The sequence below is a fragment of the Streptomyces yaizuensis genome (genome assembly GCF_034961445.1).
GTDB classification, from domain to species: Bacteria; Actinomycetota; Actinomycetes; order Streptomycetales; family Streptomycetaceae; genus Streptomyces; species Streptomyces yaizuensis.
Genome location: NZ_BSBI01000002.1, coordinates 268,996 through 287,483, shown reverse-complemented (window position 1 = coordinate 287,483; position 18,488 = coordinate 268,996). Strand labels below are relative to the sequence as shown.

General features: G+C 73.1%; 13 protein-coding genes. 5 read left to right on the top strand and 8 right to left on the bottom strand.

The window, feature by feature from the left end; genetic code table 11:
* Positions 1–3: 3 nt before the first annotated feature.
* Positions 4–1,854, bottom strand: coding sequence for an acyl-CoA dehydrogenase family protein (locus SYYSPA8_RS05120; protein WP_323445739.1), 1,851 nt, complete (start codon positions 1,852–1,854; stop codon positions 4–6).
* 196 nt (positions 1,855–2,050) lie between these two features.
* On the opposite strand from SYYSPA8_RS05120, the gene SYYSPA8_RS05115 reads away from it, so the two are divergent.
* Positions 2,051–2,971, top strand: a complete 921-nt coding sequence (locus tag SYYSPA8_RS05115) for an AurF N-oxygenase family protein (RefSeq protein ID WP_323445738.1) — start codon at positions 2,051–2,053, stop codon at positions 2,969–2,971.
* A 601-nt stretch (positions 2,972–3,572) separates the two neighbouring features.
* On the opposite strand, the gene SYYSPA8_RS05110 is transcribed toward SYYSPA8_RS05115, so the two are convergent.
* A complete protein-coding gene (locus tag SYYSPA8_RS05110) occupies positions 3,573–4,433 on the bottom strand; it encodes an ABC transporter permease (RefSeq protein ID WP_323445737.1) in 861 nt (286 codons plus the stop codon).
* Positions 4,430–7,159, bottom strand: coding sequence for a CocE/NonD family hydrolase (locus SYYSPA8_RS05105; protein WP_323445736.1), 2,730 nt, complete (start codon positions 7,157–7,159; stop codon positions 4,430–4,432). The genes SYYSPA8_RS05110 and SYYSPA8_RS05105 overlap by 4 nt, the downstream gene beginning before the upstream one ends.
* Positions 7,160–7,823: 664 nt before the next feature.
* On the opposite strand from SYYSPA8_RS05105, the gene SYYSPA8_RS05100 reads away from it, so the two are divergent.
* Entirely contained in the window at positions 7,824–9,026 is a 1,203-nt protein-coding gene (locus SYYSPA8_RS05100; RefSeq protein WP_407705899.1) for a S8 family peptidase, read from the top strand.
* A gap of 200 nt (positions 9,027–9,226) precedes the next feature.
* Positions 9,227–9,439: a DUF4287 domain-containing protein gene (locus SYYSPA8_RS05095; RefSeq protein ID WP_323445734.1), complete on the top strand. Its 213-nt coding sequence runs from the start codon at positions 9,227–9,229 to the stop codon at positions 9,437–9,439.
* A gap of 64 nt (positions 9,440–9,503) precedes the next feature.
* Here SYYSPA8_RS05095 and SYYSPA8_RS05090 read toward each other — a convergent pair whose 3' ends face one another.
* From SYYSPA8_RS05090 to iolC, 5 genes are all read right to left on the bottom strand, one after another.
* A complete protein-coding gene (locus SYYSPA8_RS05090) occupies positions 9,504–11,018 on the bottom strand; it encodes a CoA-acylating methylmalonate-semialdehyde dehydrogenase (RefSeq protein WP_323445733.1) in 1,515 nt (504 codons plus the stop codon).
* Positions 11,019–11,185: 167 nt separating this feature from the next.
* Complete coding sequence (locus tag SYYSPA8_RS05085) at positions 11,186–13,291, bottom strand: 3D-(3,5/4)-trihydroxycyclohexane-1,2-dione acylhydrolase (decyclizing) (protein WP_323445732.1); 2,106 nt, start codon at positions 13,289–13,291, stop codon at positions 11,186–11,188.
* Positions 13,288–14,328, bottom strand: coding sequence for a 5-deoxy-glucuronate isomerase (iolB, locus tag SYYSPA8_RS05080; RefSeq protein WP_323445731.1), 1,041 nt, complete (start codon positions 14,326–14,328; stop codon positions 13,288–13,290). The genes SYYSPA8_RS05085 and iolB overlap by 4 nt, the downstream gene beginning before the upstream one ends.
* A gap of 146 nt (positions 14,329–14,474) precedes the next feature.
* Positions 14,475–15,359, bottom strand: a complete 885-nt coding sequence (locus SYYSPA8_RS05075) for a Cgl0159 family (beta/alpha)8-fold protein (RefSeq protein WP_323445730.1) — start codon at positions 15,357–15,359, stop codon at positions 14,475–14,477.
* Positions 15,356–16,462, bottom strand: a complete 1,107-nt coding sequence (gene iolC / locus SYYSPA8_RS05070) for a 5-dehydro-2-deoxygluconokinase (RefSeq protein WP_323446307.1) — start codon at positions 16,460–16,462, stop codon at positions 15,356–15,358. The genes SYYSPA8_RS05075 and iolC overlap by 4 nt, the downstream gene beginning before the upstream one ends.
* Positions 16,463–16,769: 307 nt before the next feature.
* Here iolC and SYYSPA8_RS05065 point away from each other — a divergent pair, with 307 nt between their 5' ends.
* Together SYYSPA8_RS05065 and SYYSPA8_RS05060 are read left to right on the top strand one after the other, a co-directional pair.
* Positions 16,770–17,681, top strand: a complete 912-nt coding sequence (locus SYYSPA8_RS05065; protein ID WP_323445729.1) for a sugar phosphate isomerase/epimerase family protein — start codon at positions 16,770–16,772, stop codon at positions 17,679–17,681.
* A 383-nt stretch (positions 17,682–18,064) separates the two neighbouring features.
* A complete protein-coding gene (locus SYYSPA8_RS05060) occupies positions 18,065–18,262 on the top strand; it encodes a helix-turn-helix transcriptional regulator (RefSeq protein WP_323445728.1) in 198 nt (65 codons plus the stop codon).
* The last annotated feature ends 226 nt before the right edge of the window (positions 18,263–18,488 follow it).

Genomic DNA, 18,488 nt, shown 5'->3' with positions numbered 1-18,488 from the left:
GGCTCAGGGAGCCGTCAGCATCGGCAGATCGCCCAGGTGTTCCTCGGGTACGTCGAAGGCGTCGGCGATCACCCCCAGGTGCGGGGCGAGTTGGGCCGTCAGCCGGTCGACGGTATCGGGAAACGCGCGTACCTGTACGGCGGTGAGGTGACCGTCCGCGAGCAACTCGCCGGTGCGCGGGGCGATGGCGTCCAGCAGGAACAGGACGCACAGGTCGCGCAGCACGGCGCGGGTGGCGGGGTGGCGCACGCCCTCGGTGGCGGCGATGAAGGCGTCCGCGGCGAGCAGGGTGGCGTGGGTGTCGACGAGTTCGAGAGCGGCGCTGGAGGCGTTGTTCCAGCGGCCGAGGGAGTCCCCGGAGGGGCCCGATCTGAGGTTCAGCCGGGCCCGGTGGTGCCAGCGGCCCTCGGCGACGGCGAGCAGGTCGCGCAGGAAGACCGGGTCCCCCAGGGCCGAGGTGCCCTGGGGGACCGGGGTGCGCCGGACGGTCGGTTCGGCGGGCGTATGGCCGAAGATCATCTCGGCCCCTGCCTTGCACCAGACGGCGAGGTTGTCCCCTTCGGCGGTGATGGCGCCGTCGGCGTTCGCGGGGTACTCGGCGAGACCGTTCACCGGGAAGAGGGCCCGCGCGCCGCACCGTTCCCTGGCCTCGATGGTGAGTGCGCGGGCGTGCCAGGTGATCCAGCCCTTGACGACGGCGACCAGCCGTTCGGTGCGGTCGCGTTCGGCGGGCTCGTGGTGGATCCAGAGGTCCATGACCCTGCGGTGCAGGAAGGTCATCGCGTACGCGGTGGCCAGGGACTTCAGCAGCCGTCCGCCGTGGCTGCGGTGGGCCGCGAGCTGGACGCGGCTGCCGGCCGACGGGCCGGAGATGCGGCGGGTGTGGGCGTACCGGACGGCGATGGCCAGGGCTGCGCGGCTGCCGCCGAGGGTGCTCGCGCTCATACAGAGCTTGCCGGTGGTCACCCGGGCGATGGCGTGCAGGAAACGTTTGCGCTGGCTGCCCAGGTCGGTGCGGAGGGTCCCGTCGGGGAGCAGCCGCCCGTGCGGGCCCTGGACCAGGGCGGTGCGCGGCAGCCGCACCCGGTCGAAGGAGGTGACGCAGTGGTCGACGGGGCTGCCGACGCGGTCGGGCAGGGGCTCGACGGTGACGCCCGGCAGGGTGCCGTCCGCGTCGGTGAGCGGGGTGAGGAAGAGGAAGACGCCGTGGTCGGCCCCGTCCACCAGGAGCCGGGCGGCGACGACGGCCGACTTGGGGCCGCCCGCCGGGCTGGTGTTGGGCATGTACTTCTGCGCGCGCTCGTGGGGGGTGTGGAGCACGAATTCCTGGGACTGGGGGTCATAGGTGGCCGTGGTCTCCAGGGCGGCGGCGTCATTTCCGTGCCCGCGTTCTGTGCAGAGGAACGTTCCTGTACGTGCGAGCGCATGAAAGGGCGCGAGGTCGCGGTCCGTGGAATCGTCGTCCACCAGGCTGCCGAGGAAGAGGTTGTAGTGGATACCGGCCACGGTCGCGAGCGCACCGTCAACCACTGCCGCCCATTCATGCATCGCGGCGAGTCCGCGGGGATCCCGGGCCAGCTCTTCGGGTGATTCGATTTCCTCATTGAAGGCGCGCAACCGGGCATAGGACAACTCCCAGCGCTCCTCGGTGCACAGCTCGGGGCGGAATCGGAAGGGCTCTGTCGAGATAGTTTTCCGCCACTTGCGGTGGGAATCGGCGGAGCCGTCCTTGAACAGGGCGGCGGTCAGTTCACGTCGGGCGGGCGGCGCCGAACCGGCGTCGTCGGCGGGGATGTCGGCACGGGCACAGGCGGGGGTGTCGGCATGGGTGAACACGGCGTTCTCAACGATCATGCGTCCGCAAGGTAATCGCCGCCACTGTCCCTCATTTGAGTGATGATCACCCGTCAGGTCCGCAGGAGTGCCCGGGTAACGGAGATAGCGGGCGAAACGGTCTTCCATGGGCGCTATAAAGACCGTTGCCGGATGGCGATCGGTTTCGTCTCGTTCGCCATTACATCGGATGATATGACATATCCAGGGGATCACCGTGACCGTGAAATCACCGGAGAAATTGGCCGGAAATCTCATCCTGAGAGACCGTGAAAAGGTGGCACAGCGCCTTCTGGAAGCGAGCGTTCGGCACAGCTTCGACCCGGACCGGGACCTCGACTGGGACGCACCCTTCGAAGAAGGGAAATGGTTCTGGCCGCCGGAGCTGATCTCGCTCTACGACACACCCATGTGGTGGGCCATGGACGAGGAGCTGCGCCACCGGCTCGCCCGCGTGGAAAGCGCCTCGCTCGCCTCCATCGGTATCTGGTTCGAGATCGTGGTGATGCAGTTGCTCTTGCGGCATATCTACGACAAGCCCGTCACCAGTAATCATGTCCGTTTCGCACTGACCGAGATCGCCGACGAGTGCCGCCACTCCATGATGTTCTCCCGCTTCCTGGAGAAGTCGGGAACTCCCGTGTACCCGGTGTCACCCTTCGTCCAGAATCTCACCCGCGTCTTCAAATCCTGCTCCAATATGGCGAGTTCGCTGGTCTTCACGCTGCTGTGCGAGGAGGTCATCGACTGGATGCAGCGGCTGACCTTCCCCGACTCCCGCGTGCAGCCGCTGGTGCGCGGCGTCACCCGGATCCATGTGGTGGAGGAGGCCCGGCATGTGCGGTACGCCCGTGAGGAGCTGCGCCGTCAGATGGAGGAGGCGGGCCGGCTGGAGCTGCGGCTGACCCGCGCCGTCACCGGGGAGCTGGGGCGGGTCTTCGTCCGCTGCTTCGTGAACCCGGACGTCTACCCGGACTGCGGTCTCGACCGGCGGGCGGCGGTGAAGCAGGCCCGCGCCAGTGAGCACCGGCGCGAGGTGCTGCGGGCGGGCGCCGCCCGGCTGTCCTGTTTCCTGGAGGACGTGGGGGCCTTCGACGAGCGTGGGCGCCGGCTCTGGCGCGCGGCCGGGCTGCTCTGAACCGCCCCATGCCCATGACGCCCGCAACGCCCATGAGGCCCGTCGTGCCCCTGGTTCCGCGCGCTCATGAGGTGGCGGAAGGCCGGGCGACCCGGCCGCATTCCGGGTCGCCCGGCCGTTTCTGGCCGCCGGGTAAGGCGGAGCCGGGCGGACCGCCCGCAGGGCGTTCGTACCGGCGGTATCAGGCTAGTGGGTGGGGCCGCCGGACCACACACGCCCCCCGTCGTCGATGGCCGGTCCCGCGCGGTCGGCCCACCCGCCCGGAGAAAGCTCCGCCGGAGGGCGGAGCCGCCGCAGAAACTGCGGCACCGGAGGCCGGGAGGGACGCGCGGCCCGAAGAGGAGAGGATTCCCATGTCCGCCGGACGGGTACGGTGAAGGCCCCTCAACGGACCGTGAACGGTGGCCACTTGGCGTCTGCGCGGCGGCACGGAGAGCTTTCGAAGACCGTGGCACAGGACAAGCCGGCACAGGACTGAAGAGAGAACGGGGCGCGGACCGAAGTCCACGCCCCGTCCGCGCCCATCCGTGCCCCATCCGTGCCCCGTCCGCGCCCCGTTCCCGCCCCGTTCACGCCCTGCCAGGGTGCCGGCTCCGCCGGCTCAGGACACGATGTCCTTGCGGGAGAAATGGCGGAACGCCAGCGCGAAGAGGATCACCGCGTACGTGACGGACACGGCCGACCCCTGCACCATGCCGCTCCACTCCGGCCGGGGCTGGAGCGCGTCGATCCAGTCGAACTGCCAGTGCGTGGGCAGCACCTCGCGCCAGTCCCCGAGGGCGGTCACCGCGTCCAGCACATTGCCCACGATCGTCAGCCCGACCGCCCCGCCGACCGCGCCCAGCGGGGCGTCGGTCCGCGTGGAGAGCCAGAAGGCGAGGCCCGCCGTGGTCAGCTGGGAGACGAAGATGTAGAGCACGGCCAGGGCCAGCCTGGGCAGGGTGGTGGCGGCGGAGAGGGAGCCCCCGGTGGGCAGCTCCAGCGGCCCCCAGCCGTACGCGACCGTACCGGCCGCCAGCGCGACCAGCGGCAGCATCACCATCGCCGCCGCGCTGAAGCCCAGCGCCACGACCAGCTTGGACCAGAGCAGGCGGTGGCGCGGCACCGGCGCCGCCAGCAGATAGCGCAGCGAGGACCAGTTGGCCTCGGAGGCGACGGTGTCCCCGTGGAACAGGGCCACCGGCACCACCAGCAGAAAGCCCGCCGAGACGAAGAGGCAGGTGGCGGCGAAGTTGACGCCGGAGGCGGTGGCGGTGTCCATCAGGGTGATCCGGTCGTCGGGACCGTTCCCGTCCGGGCCGCCGCCGATCGCGAAGGCCGCGATGAGCACCAGCGGCAGCGCCGCCAGGATCGCGGCCATCACCATCGTCCGCCGCCGCCCCAGCTGCCGTACCGCCTCCACGCGCAGCGGCAGGGTGCGCCGGGCGCGGTAGCCGGGGGCGGATTCGGTCAGGGTGCTCACGCGGGACCTCCGATCAGGGTGAGGAAGGCGTCTTCGAGCCGGCGGTGCGGGCCGACGCCGGTCAGCGGCACGTCCAGCCGGACGAGTTCGCCGATGAGCGCGGTCGTGGTGGCCCCGTCGAGCCGGACGAGGAGCCCGTCGTCGGTCCGCAGGGCCGACGCGACCCCGGGGAGGGCGGAGATCTTGTCGGCCAGCGGTTCCGAGACCGGGGCGGAGAGGGTGACCAGCACGGTGTCGCTCTCGCCGGTGATCTCGGCGACCGGCCCGGCCTGGACCAGCCGGCCCCGGTCCATGACGACCAGATGGGTGCAGGACTGTTCCACCTCGGAGAGGAGGTGGCTGGAGACGATCACGGTGCGGCCGTCCGCCGCGTACCGGATCATCACGTCCCGCATCTCCCGGATCTGCGGCGGGTCGAGTCCGTTGGTCGGCTCGTCCAGGATCAGCAGGTCGGGCAGGCCGAGCATGGCCTGCGCGATCGCGAGCCGCTGCCGCATGCCCTGGGAGTACGTGCGCACCGCGCGGGCCAGGGCCTCGCCGAGGCCGGCTATCTCCAGGGCCTCCTCGACATGGGCGTCCTCGGCGGGCCGCCCGGTGGCCTGCCAGTACAGTTCCAGGTTCTGCCGGCCGGACAGGTGGGGCAGGAAACCGGCCCCCTCGACGAAGGCGCCGACACGGGAGAGGACGGGCGCGCCCGGCCGGATCGCGTGGCCGAAGACCCGGATCTCGCCATCGTCGGGCCGGATCAGGCCCATGAGCATCCGCAGGGTGGTCGTCTTGCCCGCGCCGTTGGGGCCGAGCAGCCCGAGGACCTGCCCCTTCTCCACCCGGAAGGAGAGGTCCCGGACGGCGTAGCGGTCGCCGGCCTTCGCGTACCGCTTGGTCAGGCCGGTGATCTCCAGAGGGACGTCGGCGCGCTCGGGGTCGGGCGCGGGGGCGGCGGCCCGGCGGCGGCCGATGAGGAGGAGGGCGCCCGAGACGGCCACGCCGCCGACCGGCAGGGCCCACGTCCACCAGGGCATGCCCGAGTCCTGGGTGCGCACGGCGGCGGCCGTGGGCACGGCGAGTTCGCCCGCGCCGGCCAGGCCGACGGTGTAGCGGGCGGGGGCCGCCGGGGAGGCGTGGCCGAGATCCGTCGCGGAGAACACCAGCCGCAGCCGGTGTCCGGCGTCGACCCGGTGGTCGATCGCGGGCAGCGTCAGGGTCACCTCGCGGGCCTCCCGGATGCCGGTGATCCGGACGGGGGCGACGAGCTGGGCGGGCAGCACCCGCGAGCGGCCGTCGGGGCCCACGTCGTACACCTTGCCGAAGAGCACGGCCTCGCCGGTGGAGGACGCGACCTTGACCCGGACCCTCGGCGAGCCGGTGATCCGCAGGGTGCGGTCGAACGGCCGGGAGTCGAAACGGGCGTGCTGCCCGGGGAAGTCGGTCGCGATGCCGACCCCGAAGGAGGAGAACTGTCCCAGGGCGCCGCTGACGCCGGGGACGGAGGAGATCGCGGGCGGGTTCGCGCCGGCCGGGTTGGAGAAGCTCTGCTCACCGGCGGTGAGCGGCACCCGCACGGCCCCGTGGTGCAGACCCGGGTACGTGTCGCCGTGCGCGCCGCGCAGCACCGCGCGGCCGTCGCTGGAGTCGACGCCTCCGGTGCGGCTGACGCGGAAGGCGGGCCCGGTGCCGGCGCTCTCGTCGCCCTTGAGGTGGCGGTCGAACCAGGCGGTGACGCGGCCCTCGATCCGCGCGTCCTCGGTGTCGCCGCCGTCGTGGCCGCCGGAGATCCAGTCGACGGCGACGGGGGCGCCGTTGGCCTTGATCCGCTGGGCCATGGCGTCGGCGTGGGAGAGCGGGAAGAGCGAGTCGGACTGGCCCTGGACGATGAGGGCGGGTACGTCGATCCGGGCGCCGACGGCGACGGGGCTGCGCGCCTCCAGCAGGGTACGGGCGGTGGCGTCGGGCTTTCCGGCCACGGCGACGCGTTCGTACATGGCGCACAGCTCGGCGGTGAACCGGCCGCATCCCGCGCTGTCGGAGGGGGTCGCGGCGGGGGTGCCGGCGGTCGCGGGGGGCCGCTCCGCCGGGTCGGCGGCGGCGCGGGGGCCGGCCGGTCCGGCGGACCCGGAGGTGAAGAAGATGCCCGCCCAGAGCTTCTTGAAGACGCCTTCGGGGAAGAGGGCGTCCGCGAGGTTCCAGTACGTCATCGAGGGCGCGATGGCGTCGACCCGCCGGTCGTGGCCGGCGGCGAGCAGGGCGACGGCCCCGCCGTAGGAGGCGCCGGCCATGCCGACCCGGGGGTCGCCGGCGGAATCCAGCCGTACCTCGGGGCGCTTCGCCAGCCAGTCGATCAGCCGGGTGACGTCCTTCACCTCGTGCGCGGGGTCGTTGAGCCCGATCCGGCCGGTGGAGGCGCCGAAGCCCCGGGCGGACCAGGTCAGTACGGCGTAGCCGTCCCGGGCCAGCTGCTCGGCCTGGGCGCGGACGTCGTCCTTGCTGCCGCCGAAGCCGTGCCCGAGCAGGACGGCGGGGCGGCGGCGGTCCGCGTCCCCGGCGGTGAAGTACGAGGTGTCGATGCCCGCGCCCGGCATCCGGTGCACCCGGTCCTCGCGGTGCACCGCGGGGGCGTCGTCGTCGGCGACAGCGGTCCAGGTGCCCGCTCCGGCGAGGACGGCGAGGGCGGCGGCGCCCGCGAGCCATCGGCCCCGGCGGCGGGGCCGGGGGATTCGGATCTGCATGATGGCCACCTTAAGCGGCCCGGCTGTGGGGCCCGGCCGCCACGGGTGCGGGCCTGCTCCGGGGCCGGACGCACCAGGACGATCTTGTATGAACCCGGACGGACTCGCGTGGGGTACGGCAGGGTACGGCGGCGCGGAATCGGACCGGGCCCGGCCGTATGGGGGGGGAGGCGGGGAGGCGGATCCCGGGTCCGGGTGGCCGGAAACGTCCGTACCCGAGCGGCACCGGCCCCGCCCCCGGGGCCGGGAATCGGTCAAGGCGACCCCGGGACCGCGAAGTCCGGAGCCCGAGTCTTGTGTCATGAGACATGTCAGGGGACAGTGTTCGTCGCGCCCGGTCACACCGGCACCCCGCACCCCGGCGTGCCCGGGAACCCACGCACTCCGGCACACCCCGCACACCCGGATCCGTGTGCCGGTACACCGGTACGCCGGTACGCCGGTACGCCGGTACGCCGGTACGCCGACGGTCCGGAATGCCGGTGGTCCGTTACGTCGGTGGTCCAGTACGCCGGTGGTCCAGTACGCCGGTACGCCCGCGATACGTCAGCGGTCCGGTACGCCGGCTGACGCGCACCCCCGCGTCACCGCCCCACCGCCCCATCCGCACCTCAGCGCATCCGCACACCCGCACTCGCCCGTGATCCGGTCAACGAGAGGTCAGGTGCACGAGATGAGAAGAACCGCCCGACGCCTGGGCGCGCTGCTGCCCGTGGTCGCCCTCACCGCAGGTCTCCAGTTCGCGCTCTCCCCCGCCGCGCAGGCCGCGACGGCGCCGGAGCCGGCCGCCGGGGATCTGCGGCTGGCCCCCGCGTCGACCGCCGTGCCCGACAGCTGGATCGTGGTCCTGAGGAGCGGCTCCACCCGCGCCGCCGACCTGGGGGTCACCCCGAAGTACACCTACCGCAGCGCGGTCAAGGGCTTCGCCGCGAAGATGTCCGCCGCCCGCGCCGCCGAACTGGCCGCCGACCCCCGGGTCGCCTATGTGGAGCAGGACGCGAAGGTCCGGCTCAACGCGACCCAGGCCAACGCGACCTGGGGCATCGACCGGATCGACCAGCGGGACCTGCCGCTGTCGACCACGTACACGTACAACACCACCGCGGCCGGTGTGAACGCCTACATCATCGACACCGGCATCCGCACCAGCCACAGCGACTTCGGCGGCCGGGCCAGTGTCGGCACCGACACCGTCGGCGGCGGCCAGAACGGTCAGGACTGCCACGGCCACGGCACGCATGTCGCCGGCACCGTCGGCGGCACCACCTGGGGCGTGGCCAAGGCCGTCAATCTGATCGCCGTCCGCGTGCTCAACTGCCAGGGCTCCGGGACCAACGCGGGTGTCATCGCGGGCGTCGACTGGGTGACCGCCAACGCGCGCAAACCGGCCGTGGCCAATATGAGCCTGGGCGGCGGCGCCAACACCACCCTCGACAACGCGGTGACGAACTCCATCGCCTCCGGTGTCAGCTACGCGATCGCCGCGGGCAACGGCAACATCTTCGGGCAGCCCGTGAACGCCTGCACCGTGTCCCCCGCCCGGGTCCCGAACGCGATCACCGTCGGCGCCACGGACCGCACCGACCGCCGGGCCTCCTTCTCCAACTTCGGTACCTGCCTGGACATCTTCGCGCCGGGCGTGTCCGTCACGTCGGCGTGGTCCACGAACGACACCGCCACCAACACCATCTCCGGCACGTCCATGGCGGCCCCGCACGTGGCCGGTGTCGCCGCGCTCCATCTGGCGGCCAACCCGGGCGTGACACCCGCCCAGGTCCGGGACGCCATCGTGAACAACGCGACCAACAACAAGGTCATCAACCCGGGCACCGGCTCGCCGAACAAGCTGCTCTACTCGCTCTTCTAGGTCGTTCCCCCAGCGTGCCCCCGGGTGTGGCGGTGCCACCGCGCCCGGGGGCGCTTCGCCGTGCGCCGCCGCCCCCGGGGTCCGCCACCGCCCTCGGCGCGCTCCGCCGCCCTTGCCTCGTGATCATGGTCGCGGTGAGAATCCCCGTACGCAGACGAGTACCACCAGCGCCACCGGCGCCGTACGAGGGGACATCCGTCATGACGGAACAGGCCAAGGGCCCGGCGAGCTACTTTCCCGCCATCGAGGCGAAATACGGGCGGCCGGTGGCGGAGTGGAAGGAACTGATCCGTTCCTCCCCGCTCACCCGGCACATGGAACTGGTCGGCTGGCTGAAGACCGAGCACGGTCTCGGCCACGGCCACGCCAACGCGCTGGTCGCGCACACCCTCGCCGAGGACAAGGGCGCGTAGCCGCACCGGGAAGGGCCCGGCACCTCGGTGCCGGGCCCCGCTCCCGGACCGCGCGGTCCCTCGGTCAGTGGTTACGGGGGAAGCCCAGGTCGACCCCGCTGTGCGGCTCCGACGGGTCGGGCCAGCGGGTGGTGACGACCTTGCCCCGGGTGTAGAAGTGGACCCCGTCGTTCCCGTAGATGTGGTGGTCGCCGAAGAGCGAGTCCTTCCAGCCACCGAAGGAGTGGTAGCCGACCGGGACCGGGATCGGCACGTTCACGCCGACCATCCCCGCCTGGACCTCCAGCTGGAAGCGCCGGGCCGCGCCGCCGTCCCGGGTGAAGATCGCCGTGCCGTTGCCGAAGGGCGAGCCGTTGATCAGCGCCAGGCCCTCCTCGTAGTTCTCCGCGCGCAGCACGCACAGCACCGGCCCGAAGATCTCGTCCCGGTAGGCGTCGGAGTCGGTGGCGACCCGGTCCAGCAGCGAGATGCCGATCCAGTGGCCGTCCTCGTACCCGTCGACGGTGAGGCCGGTGCCGTCGAGCACCACCTCGGCGCCCTGGGCCGCGGCGCCGCTGACGTACGAGGCCACCTTGTCCCGGTGGGCGCGGGTGATCAGCGGCCCCATCTCGGAGGCCGGGTCGTCGCCCGGACCGATCCTGATCTTCTCGGCGCGCTCCCGGATCTTCTCCACCAGCGCGTCGCCGATGGCGCCGACGGCCACCACCGCCGAGATCGCCATGCACCGCTCGCCGGCCGATCCGTACGCCGCCGAGACGGCCGCGTCCGCCGCCGCGTCGAGATCGGCGTCGGGCAGGACCAGCATGTGGTTCTTCGCCCCGCCCAGCGCCTGGACCCGCTTGCCGTGGGCGGAGGCGGTGGCGTGGATGTAGCGGGCGATCGGGGTGGAGCCCACGAAGGAGACGGCGGCGACGTCCGGGTGGGTGAGCAGCGCGTCGACCGCGACCTTGTCGCCGTGGACGACGTTGAGGACCCCGTCCGGCAGCCCGGCCTCCGCCGCCAGCTCCGCCAGGAAGTTCGCCGCCGACGGGTCCTTCTCGCTGGGCTTGAGGACGAAGGTGTTGCCGCAGGCGATGGCCAGCGGGAACATCCACATCGGCACCATCGCGGGGAAGTTGAACGGGGTGATGCCCGCGACGACCCCCAGCGGCTGGCGGATCGCCGCGACGTCGACCCGGCTCGCGACCTGCGTGGACAGCTCGCCCTTGAGCTGGGTGGTGATCCCGCAGGCCAGTTCCACGATCTCCAGCCCCCGGGCGACCTCGCCCAGCGCGTCCGAGTGGACCTTGCCATGCTCGGCGGTGATGAGGGCCGCCAGGTCGTCCCGGCGGGCGTCGAGCAGCGCGCGGTAGCGGAAGAGGATCGCGGTGCGCCGGGCGAGCGAGGACGTGCCCCAGTCGGCGTACGCCTCCTTCGCCGCCGCGACGGCCGCCGCGACCTCGTCAGCCGAGGCCAGCGCGACACGGGTGGTGACCGCGCCGGTCGCCGGGTCGGTGACCGGGCCCCAGTTCCCGGACCCGCCCTCGACGGTCCTGCCACCGATCCAGTGGTTGACGGTCCTGGTGACGGTCTTGGTCATGACGAAAGGCTCCTTCGGGGGTGCCGGGGCGGACGGCCGGTGTCGGTCCGGGGACGGCTGATTCAGAGGTGCCGGGCCGGGACGGCTGCTTCAGAGGTGACGACGGCGGGGCGGCTATTCCAGAGCGGGGCGGCTGTTTCAGAGGTGACGGCGGCGGGGCGGCTGTTTCAGAGGTGACGGCGGCGGGCCGTGAGCCGGCGTTCGTACTCCTCCCGGGCACCGACCGCCGCCGGCCGGGTCGCGGTCGCCGCCACGGGAACATCCCACCACGCCTGGGCCGGGGGCGGGCCCGACACAGTGTCGGGCGTCGCGGTCTCCACGTAGACACCTGTGGGGACCTCGGACACGCGCGCCTGCGCCAGGGCCTCGCGCAGCTCGCCCACGGTGGTGGCGCGCAGGACCCGCAGCCCGAGCGCGGCGGCGTTGGCCGCGAGGTCCACCGGCAGCGGGGCGCCGGTGTAGGTGCCGTCCGGGGCGCGATACCGGTAGGCGGTGCCGAACCGCTCGCCGCCGACCGCCTCGGAGAGGCCGCCGATGGACGCGTAGCCGTGGTTCTGCACGATCACCACCTTGATGGGGACGTTCTCCTGGACGGCGGTGACGATCTCGGTGGGGTTCATCAGATAGGTGCCGTCGCCGACGAGCGCCCAGACGGGCCGGCCGGGCGCGGCGAGGGCGACGCCGATGGCGGCGGGGATCTCGTAACCCATGCAGGAGTAGCCGTACTCGACGTGGTACTGGTCCGCCGAGCGGGCCCGCCACAGCTTGTGCAGGTCGCCGGGGAGCGAACCGGCCGCGTTGATCACCACGTCGTCGCCGGTGACGAGGGCGTCCAGGGCGCCCAGCAGCTGGCTCTGGGTGGGCCGGGCAGCGGGGTCGGGCGCCTCGTACGCGGCGGACACCCGGCGTTCCCAGGCGTCCTTGGCGGCCCGGTAGGCGGCGGTGTACGCGGGGGCCACGGCGACCGGCCCGGCGGCGGCAGCGGCAGCAGGGCCGGGATCGGCGGCAGCGGGGCCGGCGGAGGAGTCGGAGGCGGGGTCGGAGGCGGGGGCGGCCGTGGGCGCGGTCAGCTCCTCCAGGACGGCGCGGGCGTCGCCGGTGACGGAGAGCCCGGCCATCTTGTGCGCGTCGAAGCCGGTGATGTTGATGTTGAGGAAGCGGACGTCCGGGTTCTGGAAGAGGGTGGCGGACGCGGTGGTGAAGTCGGACCAGCGGGTGCCGACACCGATCACCAGATCCGCGCCGCGGGCGAGTTCGTCGGCGGTCGCGGTGCCGGTGTGGCCGACGCCGCCGACGTCGCAGGGGTGGTCGTACGGGAGCGAGCCCTTCCCGGCCTGGGTGGAGGCCACCGGGATGCCGCTCGCGTCGGCGAAGGCGCGCAGCGCGTCCTCGGCCTCGCTGTAGTGGACGCCGCCGCCCGCGACGAGCAGCGGCCTGCGGGCGGCCGCGAGGGCCCGCCGGGCGGCCGCCAGCGCGTCGGCGTCGGGCCGGGGCCTGGCCACCCGCCAGATCCGCTCGGCGAAGAACTCCTCCGGCCAGTCGTACGCCTCCGCCTGGACGTCCTGCGGCAGGGCGAGGGTGACGGCACCGGTGTCGGCGGGGTCGGCGAGGGTCCGCGCGGCCTGGAGCGCGGCCGGGATCAGCGCCTCGGGCCGGGTGATCCGGTCGAAGTAGCGGGAGACGGGCCGCAGGGTGTCGTTGACGGACACATCGCCAGCCCAGGGGACTTCGAGCTGCTGGAGCACCGGGTCGGCGGGGCGGGTGGCGAAGACGTCGCCGGGGAGCAGCAGCACCGGGAGCCGGTTGATCGTCGCGAGGGCGGCGCCGGTGACCAGGTTGGTGGCGCCGGGGCCGATGGAGGTGGTGACGGCGTGGGCGGAGAGCCGGCGGGACTGGCGGGCGTAGCCGACGGCGGCGTGCACCATGGCCTGTTCGTTGCGGCCCTGGAGGTACGGCATGTCCGCGTCCGGTCCGGTGCCGGACTCCAGCAGCGCCTGGCCGAGGCCGGCGACATTGCCATGGCCGAAAATGCCCCAGGTGGCACTGATCAGACGGTGGCGGCGGCCGTCGCGCTCGGTGTACTGGCGGCTGAGGAAGGCGATCAGGGCCTGGGCGACGGTGAGACGCCGGGCGGCGCCGGGGCGCGGAGACCCCCCGGTCGCGGTCGGAGACCCGGTCGCGGTCGGGGGCGCGGTTGCCGTCGGGGGCGCGGTGGTCGCCGGGGGCGTGGTCGCCGTCACGGATCCGGTCGTCGGGGTGGACTCGGTCGTCATCGGCCCTTCTCCGTCGTCGTGGGCTCTTCCCGGTGGCGGACGTCCGGGCCGGACCCGGTGCCCCGGCCGGCGGCGTCGGAAGCCGTGTTCCCGGCAGCGGTGTTCCCGGACCCGGGGCTGCCGGAACCGGAGCTGCCAGCACCCGGCTCCGGTGGGAGGTAGAGCGGCAGCCGCGGGTCGACGGCCTGATCCGGCCAGGTCCCCCGGATCCAGGCGTGATCCGGATGGTCGCTGATCAGCCACTCGCGGTGCTCCCCAGGACCCGCCATCACATTGAGGTAGTACAGGGTGCGCCCGGGCGCGGCGATCGACGGGCCGTGCCAGCCGTCGGGGATGAGCACGGTGTCCCCGCCGCGCACTTCGGCGAGGACGTCGGTGCCGCCGTCCCGGGACGGGGAGACCCGCTGGTAGCCGACGCCGTCCCCCTCGACCTCGAAGTAGTAGATCTCCTCCAGGACCGATTCGCTGCCGGGCCGGTGCTCGTCGTGCTTGTGCGGCGGGTACGAGGACCAGTTGCCGCCGGGCGTGAGCACCTCGACGGCGATCAGCCGGTCGCAGTCGAAGGTGTCGGCGGCGGCGAAGTTGTTGACCTGCCGGGAGCAGGCGCCCGAGCCGCGCAGCTCGACCGGTACCTCCGGCGCGGGGCCGTAGCGGGCGGGGAGTCGTCGCCCGCACTTCGCTCCTGCCAGGGCGAAGCGGCCTCCCGCGCCGGAGGTGATCTGGGCCTGGGCGGTGCGCGGCAGATAGGCGAAGTCGGTCACTCCGCTGAAGACGCTCTCCCTGCCCAGGAGTTGGAACACAGTGTCGTCCACCCGGACGGTGCAACCACCACTCAGGGGCAGCACGATCCACTCGCTCTCGCCGGTGTCCAGGGTGTGCGAGGCGCCGGGGGCCAGTTCCAGGACACGCAGGGACGAATGGATCCAGCCAGCCCGCTCCGGGTCGACGCGGAGCGCGTAGGGGCCGTCGGCGGCGCTGCCCGCGGGGAGGTACCGGTCGCCGCCGTCCGCCGGTCCGCGCGTGTGCTGGTGGCTCATGCCTGCTCTCTACCCCTTGTCCCTGTCTCCTGCTGTTCCCTCCGGTCCGGCTGACCCACCCGGCCCAGCCGACCCGCCGTGTCCCTCGCGTCCGTCCCGTCCGCCGCATCCGCCGTGTCCGTACCCCGCGCGGGGGTGCGTACGGGTCAGAGCAGCCCCACCGCCGTGTCGACCGCCCCCGCCACGTCCCCGTCGGCCGGATAGAGCAGCGACCGGCCCACGACGAGCCCCTGGACGGTCGGCAGCCGCAGCGCGCCGCGCCACTTCTCGTACGCCCCGTCCTGGTCGTCGCCGATCTCCCCGCCGAGGATGACGGCGGGCAGCGTGGACGTCTCCATCACGGCCGCCATGTCGGCGGGGTTCTCGGTGACGGGTACTTTCAGCCAGGTGTATGCGGAAGTCCCGGCGAGCCCGGAGGCGATGGCGATGGACCGGGTGACGGCCTCGGCGCTCAGGTCGGTGCGCAGTTGCCCGTCGACGCGGTGGCAGATGAACGGTTCGACGAAGACGGGCAGCCGGCGCTCCGCCATCTCGTCCACGGCGCGGGCGGTCGAGTGCAGGGTCTCCACGGAGCCCTGGTCCGCGTAGTCGATCCGCAGCAGCAGCTTGCCGGCGTCGAAGCCGAGGCGGGCGAGGTCCTGGGGGCGGTGTCCGGTGAAGCGGTCGTCCAGTTCGAAGGAGGCGCCCGCGAGGCCGCCCCGGTTCATCGACCCGACGACGATCCGGTCGTCCAGTGCGCCCAGGAGCAGCAGGTCGTCCAGGATGTCGGCGGTGGCGAGCACTCCGTCGACGCCGGGGCGCGAGAGGGCGAGGCAGAGCCGTTCCAGCAGGTCGAGGCGGTTGGCCATAGCGAGCCTGCGGTCGCCGACGGCGAGGGCGCCCCGGGCCGGGTGATCGGCGGCGACGATCATCAGCCGACCGCTCGCGCCGATGAGCGCGGGGCGCCTGCGGCGGCGGGCTGCGGCCTCGGCGACGGCCTCGGGGTGGCGGGTGCGGATGCCGACCAGTTCGCTGATGTCCACGCGGGTCACGACGGCTCCCCGGGGACGGCGGCCGGGGCCCCGGGCCGGACGGCCGTGGCGGACGGCGGGGTGGCGGTCCCAGGCCGGGTGCCGGTCCCGGAGGAGGCGCCGGCCCCGGGCGGGGTGCCTCTCCCGAGCGGAGTGCCGGTGCCGGGGACCACCTCCGGCGGCGGAGTGGGGGACGGGGGTACGGGCCCGCCCGCGAGGACCTGTTCGACCTCGTCCGGGTAGGGCATCGCGCTGGAACAGGCCAGCCGGGCGGCGACGATCGCGCCGGCCGCGTTGGCGTACCGCACGATCCGCTCCGGGTCCCAGCCGGCGAGCAGCCCGTGGCAGAGGGCGCCGCCGAACGCGTCCCCGGCGCCGAGGCCGTTGACCACGTCGACGGGGACGGGCGGCACGTCGGCCCGGGTGCCGTCGCGGTGCAGGGCGAGAACGCCGTCGGGGCCCTTCTTGACCACGGCGAGTTCGACCCCGGCGGCGAGCAACGCGCGGGCCGCAGCCTCCGGTTCGCTCTCCCCGGTGGCGATCTCGCACTCGGCGACGTTGCCGACGGCGACGGTGGCGTGGGCGAGCGCCCGGCGGTAGTGCGGGCGGGCGGCCTCGGGGTCGTCCCAGAACATCGGCCGCCAGTCGAGGTCGAAGACGGTCGTCCCGGCGCGGTCGCGGTGGGCGAGGGCGGCCAGCGTGGCGTCCCTGCTCGGTTCGGCGCAGAGCCCGGTGCCGGTGATCCAGAGGATCCGGGCGGCGCGGATCGCCGCGAGGTCCAGCTCGTCCCGGTGGATCTCCAGGTCGGGGGCCTTGGGCCGGCGGTAGAACCAGAGCGGGAAGTCGTCCGGGGGGAAGATCTCGCAGAAGGTGACGGGGGTCGGGTACGCGGGCACCGGGCTGACCCAGCGGTCGTCGACCCCGAAGTCGCGCAGGGCCTCGTGGAGATAGTCGCCGAAGGCGTCGGCGCCGGTGCGGGTGACGAGGGCCGTGCGGCGGCCGAGCCGGGCGGCGGCGACGGCGACATTGGCGGCCGAGCCGCCCAGGAACTTCCCGAAGACGTCGACCCGGGCGAGCGGGACGCCGGTGCGCAGCGGATAGAGGTCGACGCCGATCCGGCCCATCGCGATCACGTCGTAAGCATCGTGCGGGTCATGCGGGTCATGCGGGTCATGCGGGTCATGCGGGCCGTGCGGGCCGTGCGGGTCACGGGCGTCGGGCGCGGGCGTGTCCTGCCGGCCGTGCGCGGGCGCGTCGTACGGCTGCGGGTCGTACGCCTGTGTCATCTGCGCCCCTTCGATGCTCCGCCCGGCCCCTGCGCCACCCGGTCCCTCCAGGTCTAGTCCTCGGAACGGAGCGCTGTCAACATTTTGTCCTGACATTCGGACCTTATCTTGACACCCCTCGGAGATGGCCGGAAAGCTCTCCCCCATGACGTCCTCCGTCCCCTCCCCGTCGCGCATCCGGGTCGGTTCGGCCCCCGACTCCTGGGGGGTGTGGTTCCCCGACGACCCGCTCCAGGTCCCCTGGGAACGCTTCCTCGACGAGGTCGCGGAGGCCGGTTACGCGTGGATCGAGCTGGGCCCGTACGGCTATCTCCCCACCGACCCGGCGCGACTGGCGGACGAGACCGCCCGGCGGGGGCTGAGGGTCTCGGCCGGCACGGTCTTCACCGGCCTGCACCACGGGCCCGCCGTCTGGGACAGGACATGGGCCCATGTCGCGGACATCGCGGCGCTGACCCGGGCGATGGGGGCGGAGCACCTGGTGGTGATCCCGTCCTTCTGGCGGGACGACAAGACCGGACAGGTGCTGGAGAGCGGCACCCTGACGGCCCGGCAGTGGCGGGATCTGGCCACCCAGACCGAGCGGCTGGGGCGCGAGGTGCGGGAGCGGTACGGGCTGCGGATCGTCGTCCATCCGCACGCGGACACGCACATCGACACCGAGGAGAACGTCAGCCGCTTCCTGGACGCCACCGACCCCGACGCGGTCCAACTCTGTCTGGACACCGGTCACTACGCCTACTGCGGCGGCGACAGCGTCCGGCTGATCGAGACGTACGGCGAGCGGATCGGCTATCTCCATCTCAAGCAGGTGGATCCGGAGATCCTGGCCGGGGTCGTCGCCGAGGACCTGCCCTTCGGGCCCGCCGTCGCGCGCGGGGTGATGTGCGAGCCGCCGAACGGGGTGCCCGCCCTGGAGCCGGTGCTCGCGGCGGCGCGCGCCCTGGACGTGGATCTCTTCGCCATCGTGGAACAGGACATGTACCCCTGCCCGCCGGACCGGCCCCTGCCGATCGCCCGGCGGACCCGGCGCTTCCTGCGCTCCTGCGGCGCCTGACGGACGGCACGGGGACACGGGGCGCGCGGCGGGGCGACGCCCGGGCGACGCCCGGGCGGCGTCCGGGGCGATGCACGGGCGGCGTCCGGGGCGATGCACGGGCGGCGTCCGGGGCGATGTGCGGGCTGGCATCCGGGCCGGCGTCCGGGACGGCGTGCGGGCCGGCGTCCGGAGGCAACCGCCGTCCGAGTGAATTGTCGCCCGCTCATCACACGTGTCTTCATTGCGCAGGTCTTCCGTCACAGACGTTCGACATCCTTGTCATCCCCCTCCACGCGGGGCGCCTTCCGGGCGCAGGCTCTGTGATCGTCAGCGTTCGCGCGCCAGGCGCTCGACGGTCCCCCGGCCGCCACTGTCGCGCGCGCAGGGAGGGTGCAACACCGATGACGAACCACATGCTCTGGTCGTACAAGGACATCGCCGCCCACATCCGGGTGCAGCCCGACACCGTCCGGACCTACCGCAAGCACGGTCTGCTCCCGCCGCCCGATCTGGTGGAGGGCGGCCGGCCGTTCTGGTACGCGGAGACCATTCACCACTGGGTGGCCAACCGGCCCGGCAGGCGGGGCAGGAGGGCCTGAACCGGTCCGCGCGGACGCGCGGCTCCCGTACCCCGATCCGGGTGCGGGGCCGCGCGTTCGCACATCCCGGGCGGAGCGGAGACTCGCCCCATGACCCACCCCAGGGACTCGCCATACCCCCTAGGGGTATTGTAGGGTGAGCATCGGAGGGGGCCCGGGAGACCGGGGACCCGGACGACCGTCATCGTGCGCCGCCCCGCGTGCGCCCGACCACCCCACGAGGAGA

Excerpts from the sequence above, each read along its gene's own strand:
- SYYSPA8_RS05120 (WP_323445739.1), bottom strand. The coding sequence starts at position 1,854 with ATGATCGTTGAGAACGCCGTGTTCACCCATGCCGACACCCCCGCCTGT.
- SYYSPA8_RS05105 (WP_323445736.1), bottom strand. The coding sequence starts at position 7,159 with ATGCAGATCCGAATCCCCCGGCCCCGCCGCCGGGGCCGATGGCTCGCG.
- SYYSPA8_RS05095 (WP_323445734.1), top strand. The coding sequence starts at position 9,227 with ATGACGGAACAGGCCAAGGGCCCGGCGAGCTACTTTCCCGCCATCGAG.
- SYYSPA8_RS05090 (WP_323445733.1), bottom strand. The coding sequence starts at position 11,018 with ATGACCAAGACCGTCACCAGGACCGTCAACCACTGGATCGGTGGCAGG.
- SYYSPA8_RS05085 (WP_323445732.1), bottom strand. The coding sequence starts at position 13,291 with ATGACGACCGAGTCCACCCCGACGACCGGATCCGTGACGGCGACCACG.
- iolB (WP_323445731.1), bottom strand. The coding sequence starts at position 14,328 with ATGAGCCACCAGCACACGCGCGGACCGGCGGACGGCGGCGACCGGTAC.
- iolC (WP_323446307.1), bottom strand. The coding sequence starts at position 16,462 with ATGGGCCGGATCGGCGTCGACCTCTATCCGCTGCGCACCGGCGTCCCG.
- SYYSPA8_RS05065 (WP_323445729.1), top strand. The coding sequence starts at position 16,770 with ATGACGTCCTCCGTCCCCTCCCCGTCGCGCATCCGGGTCGGTTCGGCC.
- SYYSPA8_RS05060 (WP_323445728.1), top strand. The coding sequence starts at position 18,065 with ATGACGAACCACATGCTCTGGTCGTACAAGGACATCGCCGCCCACATC.